The following is a 15,449-nucleotide window of genomic DNA, read 5'->3' as shown; positions in this document are numbered from 1 at the left end:
GGCTTCAGGCCGGCACGGCTGTCTTGGCCGCGACGCGACCGACGTCGAAGACGCGCTCGGCATTCTGCGTGAACATCTTCTCCAACAGTTCCGGCGAAAGGTCGCCGCGCTCCTCGTACTCCTCGGCGATGCTGTCGTGCGCCGCTTCGTCGAAATGCGGCATGTCGCTCGATACCAGCAGCGCGTGCTCGCCCAGGACCCCGGCGGCATAGGGGATGTCGTCGTCGGGCTCGCAGCCCACCAGCACGCGACCGGCTTCGAAGTGATCGAGGACGTGCGGCCTGCCGCTGCGTTCGATGGTCCGCACCGCACCCACCATCCAGGTGCAGCCGCCGCCCTCGAGGAAGACCCACTTGAGCTTGGGGAAGTCGTCGATGAGCGTGCTTTCCATCAGGTTGTAGAAGGCGTACTGCACCGTCAGCGTCGACAGCAGCCGCCGCGAGCGCGCCGGATAGAAGGTCTTCTTCTCGGCGATCGGGTGTGCCATGCCGTCGAACATGCGGTACATCGACGGCGATCCGAGGCCGAGATGGACCACCATCGGCAGGCCAAGCCGCTCCGCCTCGGCGAACACGGGATAGTGGCTGGGATCGTCGACCGGCTTGTCCCACTCCAGCCCACGCACCAGCACACTCGCCATGCCCGGCATCCTGCCGAGGCGGCGGAGCTCGGCCACCGCCTGGTCCGGCCGGCGATACGGGACCACGGCATTGAAGAAGATGCGGCCACCCGACTCCGCACACGCCTTCGACATGAAGGTGTTGTAGCTTTGGAACAGGGCAGCCTCGAGCTCCGGATCCTCGGTGAGCGTCGACAAGGTGAACGAGGGATGCACGAGCTGCTTGGCCACTCCCATTCTATCCATCGCCGCCAGCCGTGCCTTGACGTCGGTGATCTGCTGGACGTCGGGCGAGTAGCTCTTCCGGCCGGCCATCACGTTGCCTTCGATCGGCGTAGCGCCGAAATGGCGGACCTGGCGATCGATGATCCAGAACGTGTTCCAATCGAGGAACGAGGTGTCGGCCGGCGCGGCAACAGGCACTGGTCGCCGCTTTGCGAACTTCGGATCGAGGTACTGCCAGGTTTCCTGGGATTCGATGACGTGTGAATCGGCGTCGATGATCGACATGGCTACGCTGCCCTCCCGTTGTGCCGGCCGCACGGTCCGTCGCACAGATCGAGGCTAGGCGTGTAAGCTTTGTCGATCAATATTGATTATTAAATCAATATATGGTTTTCTTTCGGCATGATCAGGAAGCCCTCTAGAACCACGGCAGCCGGGCGCGCGCACGACGCGAAGAGCTTTCTCTCGGCCAAGGAGGCGGCGCACCTTCTGCGCATCAAGCCGCAGACGCTCTACGCCTACGTCAGTCGCGGCTGGATCCATTCGATCGGCCAGGACAAGCGACACGGCTTCCTTTACTCGCGCGAGGACGTCGAACGGCTGCGCGCACGGGGTCACGCGAAGGCCGAAGGCGGCCTCTACAAGGGCGGCGCGCCGCGATGGTCGGAGCCGATCGTGCAAACGTCGATCACGACGATAACGCCGGCCGGTCCGGCCTATCGCGGCCACGCCGCGCTCGACCTCGCCCGGCACAAACACAGCTTCGAGAGTGTCGCCGAACTGCTGTGGTCGGGCGCATGGATGGAGGAACAGGGTGCCTGGCCCGGCATCGCAGCGGCAGTCGCGATGGACAAGCTCGTCGCGTCGGCAGAAGTCGACGCCTCACAGCCCGACATCGTCAAGCTGTTCTCGCTGTTCGTCACGTCGCTCGTCGCTCGGCCGTCGGGCGGCGACGACCTGCGCGACGGCAACACGGTCATTGCTGCTCGCGCTCTGCTGATGGGCCTGCCGGCTTGCATGGGCTTCTTGGCTCGCTCTCGCAAAAGCATTGCGCCCGACGTATCCGCTTCCGGCAACGAGCTCGCGGTCGCCGCACGTATCGTGGCCGGCGCCGGCGCGCGCGCATCCGCAGAGACGACGTCAGCGCTGAACGCCGCCCTTGTCCTCCTGGCTGACCACGAACTCACGCCGCAGACTGTCGCAGCGCGACTGGCTGCTTCGAGCGGCGCCAACCTTTACTTCTGCATTCTGTCGGCTCTGAGCGTCCATAGCGGATCGCGCATCCGTCGCGCCTGCGACAAGGTGGAGGACCTGCTGGCGACGGCTCGCGCCAGTACTCGCCATGATCGGTTGGCCGAAATGGCGAGGTCGGGAAGCGCGATACCGGGCTTCAACCACCCACTCTACCCGAACGGCGATCCGCGGGCCGAGTACCTGCTGGCCGTAGCGCGCAGTCAAAGCATCAATCCGGACCGTACGATCGACATCGTTACCTTCCTCGAGGAGGCCGCCCAAGAGTTAAAGGTAAGGCCCAGTGTCGAAACCGGCCTCGTGGTGCTCTGTCATGCGCTACAGCTTCCCTATCGGTCTGCCGGCGCCATCCTGACCATCGCACGCTGCGCGGGATGGATCGCGCACGTGATGGAGCAAAGGCTGGCCGGGATAATGCTTCGGCCACGCGCGCGCTACCTCGTGAGTTGAGATGGCATCCCTCCCCGTCGACGAAGCGCTGCCAGCGCTGAAAGAAGCGCTGGTGGCGGGCAATGCCGCCGTCCTCGTCGCGCCGCCGGGCGCCGGCAAGACGACGCGCGTGCCGCTGGCGCTGCTCGATGCGCCGTGGCTCTGCGGTGGCAAGATCGTCATGCAGGAGCCGCGGCGCCTGGCGGCGCGGGCTGCCGCGCGGCGCATGGCGGCGACTTTGGGTGAGCAGGTCGGCGAGACCGTGGGCTACCGCGTGCGGCTCGACACCAAGGTGGGGCCGCGCACGCGCATCGAAGTGGTGACCGACGGCCTGTTCCTCCGGATACTGCAGGACGATCCGTCGCTCGACGGCGTCGGCTGCGTGATCTTCGACGAGTTGCACGAGCGCGGCCTCGAAACCGATCTCTCGTTTGCCCTGGTCCGCGAGGCGCAGACGGCGCTGCGCGACGACCTGCGCGTCATCGCCATGTCGGCGACCCTCGATCCCGGCCCGGTATCCGATCGTCTGGGCGGTGCGCCGGTGGTCGACTCCGCCGGCCGCATGTTCCCGGTCGACACGCGCTATCTCGAGCGCGAAGCAGCAGGGCGCATCGAGGACAGCGTTGCCTCGACGGTGCGCCGGGCGCTCGCCGAGGAGAGCGGCAGCGCGCTGGTCTTCCTCCCGGGCGTCGGCGAGATCCGCCGCGTCGAAGAACGACTCAATCTCGGCGCCGGCATCGACGTGGCGCCACTCTACGGCGATCTCTCGCCGGCCGACCAGGATCGCGCCATCGCCCCCTCGCCCGCCGGCCGACGCAAGGTCGTGCTGGCGACGTCGATCGCCGAGACCAGCCTCACCATCGAGGGCGTGCGCCTGGTGATCGATTGCGGCCTGATGCGCGTGCCGCGCTTCTCGCCGCGCTCGGGCATGACGCGGCTGGAGACCGTGCGCGTCAGCCAGGCGTCGGCCGACCAGCGCCGCGGTCGCGCCGGCCGCCTCGAGCCCGGCGTGTGCTATCGCCTGTGGCCCGAGGAGCAGCAGCGCGGCCTGCTGCCCTTCACGCCGCCCGAGATTCTCGACGCCGATCTGGCGCCGCTTGCCCTCGAATTGGCCCTGTGGGGCGCCAACGATGCCACCCTACCCTGGCTGACGCCGCCGCCGGCCGCGTCGCTCGCCACGGCGCGCGCCCTGCTCCTCGATCTCGGCGCGCTCGATCAAGCGGGCGCGATCACGCCGCACGGCCGGGCGATGGCGCGGCTCGGCCAGCATCCGCGCCTCGCCCATCTGGTGCTGAAGGGCCGTGAGCTGGGGCAAGGCAGGATCGCCGCCCTGCTGGCCGCGATCCTGAGCGAGCGCGATTTCCTGCGCCTGCCGCCGGGACAGCGCGACGTCGATCTGCGGCATCGCGTCGATATTGCTTTGAGCGGCAAGCGCGACGGCACCCTGCGCCTGATCCAGGAACAGGCGCGCCGCCTGATGCCGCGCGGCGGCAGCGACGAAAGGCCAGACCTGTCGATGACCGGCGCCTTGCTGGCGCTCGCCTATCCCGATCGCATCGGCCGGCGACGCCCGGGAACCAATCGCTATCTTCTGTCGGGCGGCCGCGGGGCGGCGCTGCCGGAAGGCGACCCGATGACCAACGAGGAGTTTCTGGTCGTCGCCGATCTCGACGGCTCGTCCCAGGATTCGCGCATCTTCCTCGCCGCACCCATCCGCCTCGACGAGATCGAAGAGCTGTTCACCGAACGGATCCTCGACGAGGAAGCCCTGCAATGGAGCGAGCGCGAGGGCGTCGTGCTGGCGCGCCGCCGGCGACGCCTCGGTGCGATGCTGCTCGAGGACAAGCCGCTGGCCAATCCCGACGCCGACAAGCTCAAGGCGGCGATGGTCGAGGGCATCCGCCAGCTCGGCCTCGGCGCGCTGCCGTGGTCAGACGATCTCGCCAAATGGCGAGAGCGCATCGCCTTCCTGCGCACGCAGGACGAGGGCTGGCCCGATCTGTCGGACAAGGCATTGCTCGACTCGCTGGATAGTTGGCTGGCGCCGTTCCTCGACGGCGTGTCGCGGCGCAGCCATCTGGCGCGGATCGATCTCACGGCGGCGCTGAAATCGCTGGTGCCGTGGGACAGGCAGCGCGAGCTCGATCGCCTGGCGCCAACCCACGTCGAGGTGCCGAGCGGCTCGCGCGTGCCGATCGACTATGCCAATGCAGCTGAGCCGACCTTGTCAGTGCGCCTGCAGGAGATGTTCGGCCTTGTCGATACGCCGCGCGTTGCCGGCGGCAAGGTGCCGCTGACCATCCATCTTCTGTCGCCGGCGCGCCGGCCGGTGCAGGTGACGCGCGATCTCGCGAGCTTCTGGGCCAACGGCTACAAGGCGGTGAAGGCCGAGCTGAAAGGCCGCTATCCGCGCCACTACTGGCCCGACGATCCGCTGATCGCCGAACCCACGGCGCGCGTTCGACCGAGGCCGCGCTAGCTCTTGCGGTGCACGGCGAGCCACACCGTCGGCGACTCGGCCTGTGTCGACTCGACACGATGGCGTACCTGCGCGGGGATCTCGATCCAGTCGCCGGGCTTCATGTCGAGCGTGACGTCGCCCTCTTCGAAGCGCAGGCGAGCCGCTCCCATCAGCAACACGACGAACTCGTCGTCGGCCTGGTCGTACCAGAAGCCAGGTGGGCTCGCCTGGCCGGTCGAGACGATTCGTTCGATGCGCACACCGGCCCTCTCAACGAGAAGGTCGATCTGCTCTTCAGCCTGACGCGCGGGCAGCACCGCGAAAAGATTGCCGCGGCGCAGGCGGAAGCCTCAGTCCTTGAAGCCGGCGGGTGCTTCGCAGGGCTTCGTGCCCAGCTCGCCCGGCACCGAGACTTCCAGGATCTCCATCTCGTCGGAGGTGCGGGTCTCGTTGTGGCGCAGGTAGCCCGGGATGAAGAGCGAATCGCCCTGCTCGACCTTGATCGTCTTGCCGTCTTCGAACTGCAGTTCGACCCAGCCCTTGAGGATGTAGATGAACTGGCCGTCGCACTCGTGATAGTGCCAGCCGGTCGGGCGGCTGAGGCCCTGGGTCGCCGTCATCAGCTGGGCGCGCATGTTGCCGCCGCTGGCTTCGGCGACACCGAGGTCGCGGTAGGTGAAGAACTCGCGCCGGCCCTTGACCAGCACGGGCTCGGCGATACGGGCGTGCGCGACCTTCTGCGCAGGCGCCTTGGCGGACTTCTTGGCGGCAGCGGATGGCATTGGTTTCTCCCTTGGCGATGGCGAGGTGCGGATAGTGTGCGGCCGGCGCCACCCCTCGGCAATACCGCTCTATCGCAGTTCGGCTCTGAAAACGGGCCGCTTGTCCCCGGGTTTTGCGGCGATTCCCAGACTTCGCGAAAAATCCACCTGCAGGAGCGGCGCCGGCAGCGCGCCAAGCTTCGTCACCGTATGGTCCTTGCCCAGGCGATAGACGACGTAACTATCCTCGCCTTCCTTCACCGAAAGATAGGCGGGATAGATGGCGAGTGGATCGAGGAACAGACGCTTGTCACCGGCCGGCATGGCAATGCGCCGGAACAACTTCAGGGCGTCGGTGGACACGTGGAGCGCGTCGCCGGCCAGCACGAGGTACGTGCCGTCCCTGTCGGACCATACTGAAACGATGGTCCCTCGATCCTTCACCGACGCAAAGGCGACGTCGCGCCATCCACCGCCAGCGTGATCGCGGCAGGCCAACGTGTGCGAAGGCTTGTCGTCGGTGAACCCGGTCATGCACAGCCACTTGGCGGTGACGAAATACTCGGGATGCGTATAGCGGCCGACGGGTCGAAGACGCCTGAAGCTCTGCAGGCCGTCGGGCGAGTACCACAGCCGGTCTCCCAGCAAGGTCGCGCCTTCTTCGTGCATGTAAGGGAACGACGTCTGGAGGTAGGCCAACCCGGGCTTGCCGGGGACGAAAAGCAGGCGATGCACCTCCGGCGAGACCGATTCGCCTGCGACCGGTTGATTGCCGCCCTTGGCGCCGGATCGGCTGTCCGGCAGAAGCCCCGTCCAGCGGCCGCCGGCGTCGTCGCTGCGATAAAGAAGCGGCGCAAAGCCCTGGCTGCGCGGCAGCGAGTACAGATCACCACTGTCAGGGTTGACGACCAGACGGTCCTTCGCGGGATAGATCGACGTCGCTGCGTGATAGGAGCCGTCGTCGATCCGTGTCCAGCTCTCGCCGCCGTCCGGCGAGACGAACAGCCCCTGTTTTTCGATGCCGAGCAGCAAGCGTTTGCGGATGGGGTCGTAACCCGAGTTGGGCGGGTTATCGATGCTTTCGCTTCGCGGCGGCTGAATGGCCTTGGTCGGCAGATCCTGCGCAACCACGGTGGTCGCGGAGAGCGCCAGGAGAGCCAGCGCCCCCATCCAGCACGCGATCCTCATGGATCCGTTTCGAAGACGTTCGACAGTGCCCGGCGCACCACGGGCATCATGAAGAACATCGTCGGCGCGGCGATCGCCCAGGCGATCATCCACGACGTGAACCACATCTTGAACATGGCTTTGTCCCAGCCCAGCACGCGCCATGTGGCGACGCCGGTCACCAGGAAGGTCATGAAGAAGCTGGTGCCCAAGGGCAGGGCAAACTGGAAGTAGCGATGCGGGAGTTTCTTCACGGCGCCGGGGACAATATGGTACGGGCCTTGTCGCCGTCCATTGCGCCGAAAGTCCCAACCGATGTCCCTTGCCCTGCCGTTCCAGACCGCCAAGCAGCTCGCCGCCGCGGTCCGGAAGAAGAAGATCGGCTGCCTCGAGCTGCTCGACCTCTATCTCAAGCGCGTCGAGGCCTATAACCCCGAGCTGAACGCCATCATCGCCACCGATATCGAGGGCGCGCGCAAGCGGGCCAAGGCGGCCGACAAGGCGGTGAAGGCGGGCAAAAAGCTCGGGCCGCTGCACGGCGTGCCGATGACCATCAAGGAATCCTACGACGTCGCGGGCTTGCCGACGACCTGGGGCCATCCCGCCTTCAAGGACACCGTCGTCAAGCAGAACGCCGTGGTCGTGCAGCGCATGATCGATGCCGGCGTCACCTTGTTCGGCAAGACCAACGTGCCGCTGAACCTCGCCGACTGGCAGAGCTACAACGAGGTCTACGGCTCGACCAACAATCCGTGGGACCTGTCGCGCACGCCGGGCGGCTCGTCGGGCGGCTCGGGTGCAGCGCTGGCCGCCGGCCTGACCGGCATCGAAGCCGGTAGCGACATCGGCGGCTCGATCCGCAATCCCGCCTCGTACAACGGCGTGTGGGGCCACAAGCCGACCTGGGGCGTGGTCTCGCCGCGCGGCCACGCGCTGAACGGCCGGGTCGCGCAGGCCGACATCAGCGTGTGCGGGCCATTGGCGCGCGGCGCCGAGGATCTCGAGATCGCCATGGACGTCATGGCCGGGCCGGACGCCATCGACGGCCGCGGCTGGACGCTCACCCTGCCGCGCTCGAAGAAAAAGAAGCTGCGCGACTTCACGGTCGGCGTGATTCTGAGCGACCGCAACGCCGAGGTCGACCATTCGGTGCAGTCGGCGATCCAGAAGCTGGCCGACTTCCTGGGCAAGAACAAAGTCAAGGTGAGCGACAAGGCCAGGCCCAACATCGACACCGCCGAGCTGGGCGACGTCTATGTCCGCATGCTGCGGGCCACGACGTCTGGGCGGCTGAGCGACGCCGAGTTCCAGGAAGCACAGCGCGACGTCGCCGCCCTGCCCGACGACGACCTGAGCTACTTCGCCCAGATGCAGCGCGGCAACACGCTGTCGCATCGCACCTGGACGCAGCTCAACGAGAAGCGCCACCGCATGCGGCTGGCCTGGGACGCCTTCTTCCAGGACTACGACCTGATGATCGCGCCGGTGGCGCAGACGGCGGCCTTCCCGCACGACCAGAAGACCATCCGCCACGAGCGCACCATCGTGGTGAACAACAAGAAGCTGCCGGTCGTCGACCAGATCTTTTGGGCGGGCTACGCCAGCATCACCTTGCTGCCGGCGACGGCGGCGCCCATCGGCGAGACCAAGGAAGGCTTGCCGATCGGCGTGCAGATCATCGGGCCGCAGTACGGCGACTACTCGACCATCGCCTTCGCCAAGCTGCTGGAGAAGGAATATCGCGGCTTCGAGCCGCCACCGGCCTACAGCTGAGGACCAGGAGACAGAATGTCCAGCGACATCGACCTCAAGAAGCACATCCGCTCGATCCCGGATTTTCCCAAGCCGGGCATCCTGTTCTACGACATCTCGACCCTGCTGGCGCATCCCAAGGCCTGGCACGCCACCATCGAGCGTCTGGCCGACCGGCTGAGGCCCCACAAGCCCGACGTGCTGGCGGGCATCGAATCGCGCGGCTTCCTGCTGGCGGCGCCGCTGGCGCTGGCGCTGGGCACGGGCTTCGTGATGCTGCGCAAACAGGGCAAGCTGCCGGGCACCACGGTGCGCCACACCTACGCGCTGGAGTACGGCACCGACACGATCGAGATCCAGCAGGACGCCATCGGCAAGGGCACGCGCGTGGCGCTGGTCGACGATCTGCTGGCGACCGGCGGCACCATGGCCGCGGCGGTGACCTTGCTGGAGAGCGTCGGCGGCGTCGTGCCGGCCGCCGCCTGCATCATCGAGCTCACCTTCCTCGAGGGTCGCAAGAAGCTGAAGGTGCCGGTCGAGACGCTGCTGGAATACGACAGCTAGGCGCGGTTGAACGCACCGACGCCGTCCGGCAGTACGGCGAAAGTCGACAGCGACTGGGCGATCGGCTCGTCCGAGCCGTCGACGAAGAAGTCGACCTCGCCGAAGGCGGTCGTGCGGCCGAGCTTCTTCACGCGCGCTACCGCGATCACATCTTGCCGCACTGCAGCACGGAGGAAGTTCGTGGTCAGTGAAATCGTCGCCAAAGTGGCGGGACGACCGAGCCTCTCGCTGATCGCCAGCACCATGATGGTATCGGCCACGGCCATCATCGCCTGGCCGATCACGACCCCGCCGGGCCGGGCGATGCGGTCGTCGTAAGGCAGGCGCAGCCGCAGGCTCTCGGCCGAGACGTGTTCGGCCTTCAGCTTCAGGTCCCAGATCCAGGGGCCGAAATTGCCGCCCGGGGAGAGTTGCGCCTGCGCCGTCTCTAACGTGAAGAATCCCATATCGCCGCCATGCTACCATGGCGAAGGGAGGATTTAGATGGTTTCGGTTCCTGAGTGCTTTTCCGAGAGCTACGCCGAGGCGCGGCCCAAATTCTGCGGCGCGGCGGCCGCCGCCAGCGGCGAGATTCGCTCGTGGCTCAACCCCAACGGGCGCGGGCCGACCGGCGAGGCGCTCTACCTCGACACGGCCCGCTTCGGCCCGCGCGACGCTAAAAACATGCTGGTGCTGATCGCCGGCACCCATGGCGTGGAAGGCCATTGCGGCTCGGGCGCGGAGATCGCCTGGCTGCGCAACGGCGGGCCCGACAAGCTGCCCAAGGATACCGGCGCGTTGCTGATCCATGCCCTCAACCCGCATGGCTTCGCCTGGACTAGGCGCGTCACCGAGGACAACGTCGACCTCAACCGCAACTTCGTCGACCACGACAAGGCCTATCCGCTGAACGAGGGCTACGCCGCGCTGGCCGACGCCATCCTGCCCAAGGAATGGACCGAGGCGTCCCGGGCCGACACCGAACGGACGTTCGCCAGCTACGCGCAAACGCACGGCGCCTTCGGCCTGCAAGGCGCGATCACCGGCGGGCAATACACCCACGCCGACGGCATCTTCTTCGGCGGCAACAAACCGACCTGGAGCAACCGCACCGTTCGCGCCATCGCCCGCAACGAGCTCGCGCAAGCGAAGCAAATCGCGATCATCGACTTTCACACCGGCCTCGGCCCGTTCGGGCATGGCGAACTCATCTGTGCCGTGCCGCCGACGTCGAAATCGTTTCCGCGCGCCAAGGCGTGGTACGGTGATGAGATGACCTCGCCGGAGAGCGGCACGTCGACCTCGGCGATCGTGGTCGGCATCATGACCGACGCCTTCCCCCAGGAACTGCCTGACGCCCAGGTGACGCCGATCGCCATCGAGTACGGCACCTACTCGGTGCCCGAGGTGCTGAACGCCGTGCGCGCCGACAACTGGCTGCATCAGCGCGGCGATCTCGGCTCGACGCAGGGCCGCGAATTGAAGGCGGACATCAAGGAGCGCTTCTTCCCGTCCGGCGACAAATGGCGGGAGATGGTGTGGGCGCGCGCCGACCAGACGATCGGCTGGGCGCTCAAGGGAATGCGAGGCGCATGAAGAAACAGATGTGAGGATGGGGGATGAGCGTCGTCACGCCCGGCGACAACCCGGCAAGGCAGCGGCTGCGCAAGGCCCTTCAGCGCGCACCATTGTTCGCCGACCTCGAGGCGCACAGCATGGTCGCGGTCGAGCGCGAGCTGACCTTGCTGGTGCTGCCGGGCGGCGCGCCGCTGTTCCGCCAGGGCGAGCCGGCCGACGCCGTCTATGTCGTGGCGAGCGGCTGCCTCGGGGTGTTCCGCCACGAGGAGGAAGGCAACCCCGACGAGCCGCTGCTGATGGCCGAGATCCCGCCCGGCAACATCGTCGGCGAGATGTCGCTCCTGTCGCACAGCCAGCGCACCCGCAGCGTCGCCGCGCTGCGCGACAGCGAGGTGTGGCGCCTGGCGCGCGGCAGTTTCGACAAGCTGACCTCGCGCCATCCCGAAGTGCTGCCGACCCTGATGCGCAGCGTCGCGGTGCGCAACGCCATGGGGCCGACCAAGCGGCGGCGCCAGCCGCGCACCTTCGCCATCCTGCCGACTGGAGTCTCGACGCCGGCTGCGCGCTTTGCCGTCATGCTGGCGGCGGCGCTGGGCCGCATCGGCAGCCAGGTGCAGATGCTCGGCCCCGAATCGATGGACCGCGATCCCGAGTGGTTCGCGCGCTGCGAGACCGAATCCTCCTTCGTGCTCTATCGCGGCGACCCCACGGCCACCGAATGGACCGAGCTCTGCCTGCGCCAGGCCGATTGCCTGGTGGTGGTGCGCGCGGCCGACGACGACCTGCCGACGCGCCTGCCCTTCGAGATCGAGACGGCGCAGTCGGGCGCCGTCTTCCACCGCCGCCGCGAGCTCGTGCTGCTGCACGAGGGCCACGATCCCAAGCCCGGCACGACGGCGCCGATGCTGGCCGGCGGCCTCTACGGCCAGCATCACCATGTGCGGCTCGACATCCATGCCGACGTCGATCGGCTGGCGCGCCTGCTGACCGGCCACGCCGTCGGCGTCGTCATGGCGGGCGGTGGGGCGCGCGCCTTCACCCATATCGGCGTCATCAAAGCGCTGCGTACCTCGGGTGTGCCGATCGACCAGGTCGGCGGCACCAGCATGGGCGCGATCGTGGCGGCAAGCGTCGCCTCGCGCTGGCCCGACGATGAGATCGCCAGCCACTTCCGCGCCGCCTTCGTCGATTCCAATCCGCTGAGCGACTACACGCTTCCCCTGATCTCGCTCTATGCCGGACGGCGCGTGACGCGGCTGCTGCGCCTGTCGTTCGGCGAGAAGGAGATCGAGGACCTCATCCTGCCGTTCTTCTGCGTCACGGCGAACCTCACGACCTCCAACGCCGACATCCACACGGTCGGCAAGCTGTGGCGCTGGCTGCGCGCCTCGGTGTCGATCCCGGGCGTCATTCCGCCGTTCAACGAGGCGGGCGAGGTCCATGTCGATGGTGGCGTCATCGACAACTTTCCGGTGCGCGCCATGCGGCGTACCGGCCGCGGCGTCACCATCGGCGTCGACATCGATACCGGCGGCGCGCTGGCCGCCGGCGCCGGCGTCATGGAGCCATGGTCGCCCTGGCAGTTCTTCCGCCGCCTGATCTGGAAGCGCAACGAGACCCTGCCGATCCCCTCGATCGTCGCCATCCTGCTGCGCTCCGCGCTGGTCGCCAGCGCCGCACGCGCCGCCGAGGACCGCCAGGCGGCCGACCTCCTGATCGTGCCGCCGATGACCCACATCGACCTGCTCGACTGGACGAGCTTCGATGCCGCCGTCGAGGTCGGCTATCGCACGACCATGGAAGCGCTCGACAAGGCCAAGGCCACGCCGACGGGAGCACGTCTCTTCGTCGCTTGACAGGTCCACGGTGGGCCGCTCTTATTTCACCAAATGGTTAATAAAGACTTCGATCGGCTGAGCACCACGCTCCATGCGCTGAGCGATCCGACGCGGCGCGCCATCCTGGCGCGGCTTACGCTGGGCGAGAGCGCGGTCGGCGAGCTGGCCGAGCCGTTCGACATGACCCTGCCCGCGATCTCCAAGCACCTGAAGGTGCTGGAGCGCGCCGGCCTGATCGAGCGCGGCCGCGAGGCGCAGCGCCGGCCCTGCCGGCTCGCCGCCGAACCGCTGCGCGAGGTGCTGGAATGGGTGTCGGACTACCGCCAGTTTTGGGATCAGCGGCTTGATAGGCTCCAGGATTACCTGGAGAAAGGAAAGAAGCGTGCACGCAAACGCAGATGACGCGCTGCAGGCGGTCCGCGACTTCACGCTCCGGCGCCATTTCAACGCGCCGCGGCCGATGGTTTTCCGCGCCTTCGTCGAGCCCGAGCACATGCAGCACTGGTGGGCGCCGCGCGGCTTCACCATGCTCTCCTGCGCCCTCGACCTGCGCGAGGGTGGCGCCTGGCGCATGCGCATCAAGTCGGACGAGACCGGCGCGATCCAGACCGAGGTCGGCGTCTATCGCGAGATCCGCGAGCCCGAGCGGCTGTCCTTCACCCACGCCTGGGTGCGCGGCGACGGCACGCTGACGCCGACGACGCTGGTCACCGTGCGCTTCACCGAACGGCTGCGCGGCACCCGCCGCGGGACCGAGGTGAGCTTCCACCAGGAGGACTTCGCCACCGCGGCGGCCTGCCAGTCGCACGCGAACGGCTGGTCGACCTCGCTCGACAAGCTCACGGCCTATTTCGGAAAGGGAAAACCATGACCCAGTCATCGCATCTCGCCACGCTGAGCGACCTCAACCACAACTACGTGCGCTCGGTCGACCAGGCCGACGTCAAATGGTTCGACCAGCACCTCGCGCAGGACTTCATGAACATCAATCCCGACGGCTCGCGGCTCGACCGCGCCGGCTTCCTGGCGCAGATCGGCCGCGGCTCGGTAGTGAAGGAGATCCGCGAGCACGACGTGAAGATCCGCCTGCTGGGCGACTACGCCGTCATCCATGCCCGTACCTCGTACCAGAAGCCCGACGGCACTGAGGGCGCGGGCTGGTACACCGACGACTGGCAGCTCCGGCCGGAGGGCTGGCGCTGCGTTTCCGCACACGTCAGCCGCTCGTAAACCAGACCAGTGACCAGCAACGCCGCCGGCTGGCGGGTCGTCTTCGCCTGCTTTTTGTCCGCGGTGTTCGCCTGGGGCTTCGGCTTCTATGCGCACGGCATCTATCTGGTCGAGCTGCAGAAGGCGCGCGGCTGGTCGACCGGGCTGATCTCCTCGATCGTCACCGGCCACTACGTGCTGGGCGCCCTGCTGCTGCCGCGCATCGCCTGGGCGATCGGCCGCTTCGGCCCGCGCGTAGTCTTCCTCTCGGGCCTCGGCATCACCGCCGCCGCCCTCCTCGCTTTGCCGTCGGTCACCGCGCCATGGCAGCTCGCGCTCCTCTATGCCCTGATGGCGCCGGGCTGGAACGCCACGAGCGTGGCGCCAATCGCGGCCACGATCGGCCAATGGTTCGACAAGAAGCGCGGGCTTGCGCTCAACCTCGCGCTGAGCGGCGCCACGGTCGCCGGCCTGGTCGTGGCCCCCGCCCTGCTCACCATCATTCCCACCATGGGCTTCGCCAACGCCGAGCGACTGCTCGTCGTGATCGGCATCGTCGTCGCCGGCGTGGCGGTGGCGCTGTCCGTACGCCGCGGGCCGTTGTCGCCCAAGCCCGCGGCAATGCCCCGGAGCACGCTGGCGCCCCTCAAGCACTGGCACTTCTGGAGCATCTCCGCGCCGTTTGCCTTCGTGCTGACCAGCCAGGTCGGCTTCCTGACGCACCTCGTGCCGCTGATCGCGAGCCGCAGCAACGTCGATCCCGGACTCGCCGTCGGCATCAACGCCGTGATGGCGCTGATCGGCCGCGTCGTGCTGGGTTTCGTCATCGACCGGCTCGAGCCGCGACGCGCCTCGGCGCTCTCCTTCCTGGTCCAGGTCGGAGCGATCGCCGTGCTGGCGCGCGCCGACCAGGCAGCGGTGATCTACGGCGCCTGTGCGGTCTACGGCTTCTCGGTCGGCAACAACATCACGCTGTCGCCGCTGATCATCCAGCGCGAGTTCGCCGCCGCCGACTTTCCCGCCATCGTCGCCCTGTCGACGGCGGTGGTCCAGATCGTCTACGCCTTCGGGCCCGGCCTGCTTGGCGTCCTGCGCGATGCCTTCGGCGGTTATGGCGTGCCGCTGGTGGTGTGCCTCAGCCTGAATCTTGCCGCCTCCGTCGTCGTACTCATGCGCCGAAGAACTTGAGCTTGTTGATGACCTTGTCGATCACTTTGCGTTGGCCGTGCACGCCGATACCGACGAAGTCGAGCGCCTCGGCGTCGGCCGCCGCGACGGCGGCACGGTTGTCGGCGTCGTTGGTGGTCTTGAACATCGCGTCGATGTAGATCGCCGGCCGCAGCCCCCGCGACAGGGCACGCTGATGGGTGCGACGCAGCTCGTCGAGCGAGGCGCCGTAGACGAACACCGGCTCGCGCACCAGGGCGCTGTAGAACCGGCCGGCGCCGTCGAGGTAGGGCTCGCCCGCCATCTCGGGATTGCCGGCCATCAAGCCGCCGGTCAGGAAGGCCGCGACATTGGCGATTTGCCAAGCGGCGAGGTCGGCGCGCAGGACCAGCGCGGTCTTGGTGTCGTAGATCATGCACCCCATATCAGGCATGCTGACGGGGGACGTC

Annotated in this window: 17 protein-coding genes; 10 read left to right on the top strand and 7 right to left on the bottom strand. The window is 67.6% G+C overall.

Going from position 1 to position 15,449, the window contains the following annotated elements:
- Positions 1–4: 4 nt before the first annotated feature.
- Positions 5–1,129 carry an amidohydrolase family protein gene (locus RSO01_RS10840; protein WP_147149075.1) on the bottom strand — a complete coding sequence of 375 codons (1,125 nt, stop codon included), beginning with the start codon at positions 1,127–1,129 and terminating at the stop codon, positions 5–7.
- Between the two features lie 117 nt (positions 1,130–1,246).
- Between RSO01_RS10840 and RSO01_RS10835 the strand changes: the two genes are divergently transcribed.
- Both RSO01_RS10835 and hrpB read left to right on the top strand, forming a co-directional pair.
- A complete protein-coding gene (locus RSO01_RS10835; RefSeq protein WP_147149073.1) occupies positions 1,247–2,545 on the top strand; it encodes a citrate synthase in 1,299 nt (432 codons plus the stop codon).
- 1 nt (position 2,546) lies between these two features.
- Positions 2,547–5,003 carry an ATP-dependent helicase HrpB gene (gene hrpB, locus RSO01_RS10830; protein ID WP_147149071.1) on the top strand — a complete coding sequence of 819 codons (2,457 nt, stop codon included), beginning with the start codon at positions 2,547–2,549 and terminating at the stop codon, positions 5,001–5,003.
- Here hrpB and RSO01_RS10825 read toward each other — a convergent pair.
- The 4 genes from RSO01_RS10825 to RSO01_RS10810 all read right to left on the bottom strand — a co-directional run bounded on the left by RSO01_RS10825 (position 5,000) and on the right by RSO01_RS10810 (position 7,167).
- On the bottom strand, positions 5,000–5,302 hold the full coding sequence (locus RSO01_RS10825; protein ID WP_246158292.1) for a cupin domain-containing protein: 303 nt from the start codon (positions 5,300–5,302) through the stop codon (positions 5,000–5,002). The genes hrpB and RSO01_RS10825 overlap by 4 nt on opposite strands.
- 33 nt (positions 5,303–5,335) lie before the next feature.
- Positions 5,336–5,767, bottom strand: a complete 432-nt coding sequence (locus RSO01_RS10820) for a cupin domain-containing protein (protein WP_147149067.1) — start codon at positions 5,765–5,767, stop codon at positions 5,336–5,338.
- A gap of 69 nt (positions 5,768–5,836) precedes the next feature.
- Complete coding sequence (locus RSO01_RS10815; protein ID WP_147149064.1) at positions 5,837–6,916, bottom strand: hypothetical protein; 1,080 nt, start codon at positions 6,914–6,916, stop codon at positions 5,837–5,839.
- Positions 6,917–6,930: 14 nt separating this feature from the next.
- Positions 6,931–7,167 (bottom strand): DUF2798 domain-containing protein, encoded by a 237-nt coding sequence (locus RSO01_RS10810; protein ID WP_147149062.1) that lies wholly within the window; start codon positions 7,165–7,167, stop codon positions 6,931–6,933.
- A gap of 61 nt (positions 7,168–7,228) precedes the next feature.
- Here RSO01_RS10810 and RSO01_RS10805 point away from each other — a divergent pair, with 61 nt between their 5' ends.
- Both RSO01_RS10805 and RSO01_RS10800 read left to right on the top strand, forming a co-directional pair.
- Positions 7,229–8,686, top strand: coding sequence for an amidase (locus tag RSO01_RS10805; RefSeq protein ID WP_147149060.1), 1,458 nt, complete (start codon positions 7,229–7,231; stop codon positions 8,684–8,686).
- Positions 8,687–8,701: 15 nt separating this feature from the next.
- Complete coding sequence (locus RSO01_RS10800; RefSeq protein WP_218037307.1) at positions 8,702–9,229, top strand: adenine phosphoribosyltransferase; 528 nt, start codon at positions 8,702–8,704, stop codon at positions 9,227–9,229.
- Here the strand turns inward: RSO01_RS10800 and RSO01_RS10795 are convergent.
- Positions 9,226–9,675 (bottom strand): PaaI family thioesterase, encoded by a 450-nt coding sequence (locus RSO01_RS10795; protein ID WP_147149058.1) that lies wholly within the window; start codon positions 9,673–9,675, stop codon positions 9,226–9,228. The genes RSO01_RS10800 and RSO01_RS10795 overlap by 4 nt on opposite strands.
- Positions 9,676–9,712: 37 nt before the next feature.
- On the opposite strand from RSO01_RS10795, the gene RSO01_RS10790 reads away from it, so the two are divergent.
- The 6 genes from RSO01_RS10790 to RSO01_RS10765 are packed head-to-tail and all read left to right on the top strand — an operon-like array spanning position 9,713 to position 15,021.
- On the top strand, positions 9,713–10,804 hold the full coding sequence (locus RSO01_RS10790; protein WP_147149056.1) for a M14 family metallopeptidase: 1,092 nt from the start codon (positions 9,713–9,715) through the stop codon (positions 10,802–10,804).
- 23 nt (positions 10,805–10,827) lie between these two features.
- Positions 10,828–12,642 carry a patatin-like phospholipase family protein gene (locus RSO01_RS10785; RefSeq protein ID WP_147149054.1) on the top strand — a complete coding sequence of 605 codons (1,815 nt, stop codon included), beginning with the start codon at positions 10,828–10,830 and terminating at the stop codon, positions 12,640–12,642.
- A 33-nt stretch (positions 12,643–12,675) separates the two neighbouring features.
- A complete protein-coding gene (locus tag RSO01_RS10780) occupies positions 12,676–13,026 on the top strand; it encodes an ArsR/SmtB family transcription factor (RefSeq protein WP_147149052.1) in 351 nt (116 codons plus the stop codon).
- The gene (locus RSO01_RS10775) at positions 13,007–13,495 is read left to right on the top strand and encodes an SRPBCC family protein (RefSeq protein WP_147149050.1); all 489 of its coding nucleotides are present in this window, start codon (positions 13,007–13,009) and stop codon (positions 13,493–13,495) included. Before RSO01_RS10780 ends, RSO01_RS10775 begins: the two co-directional genes overlap by 20 nt.
- Complete coding sequence (locus RSO01_RS10770; RefSeq protein WP_147149048.1) at positions 13,492–13,854, top strand: nuclear transport factor 2 family protein; 363 nt, start codon at positions 13,492–13,494, stop codon at positions 13,852–13,854. Before RSO01_RS10775 ends, RSO01_RS10770 begins: the two co-directional genes overlap by 4 nt.
- Before the next feature lie 9 nt (positions 13,855–13,863).
- The gene (locus RSO01_RS10765) at positions 13,864–15,021 is read left to right on the top strand and encodes an MFS transporter (RefSeq protein ID WP_147149046.1); all 1,158 of its coding nucleotides are present in this window, start codon (positions 13,864–13,866) and stop codon (positions 15,019–15,021) included.
- Here RSO01_RS10765 and RSO01_RS10760 read toward each other — a convergent pair.
- Complete coding sequence (locus tag RSO01_RS10760; RefSeq protein WP_147149045.1) at positions 15,002–15,415, bottom strand: DUF2000 family protein; 414 nt, start codon at positions 15,413–15,415, stop codon at positions 15,002–15,004. The genes RSO01_RS10765 and RSO01_RS10760 overlap by 20 nt on opposite strands.
- Positions 15,416–15,449 lie beyond the last annotated feature (34 nt).

Source organism: Reyranella soli (assembly GCF_007992495.1).
Classification (GTDB): Bacteria; Pseudomonadota; Alphaproteobacteria; order Reyranellales; family Reyranellaceae; genus Reyranella; species Reyranella soli.
The sequence above is the reverse complement of the archived record's forward strand: the minus strand, read 5'-3'. Positions and strand labels throughout refer to the sequence as shown.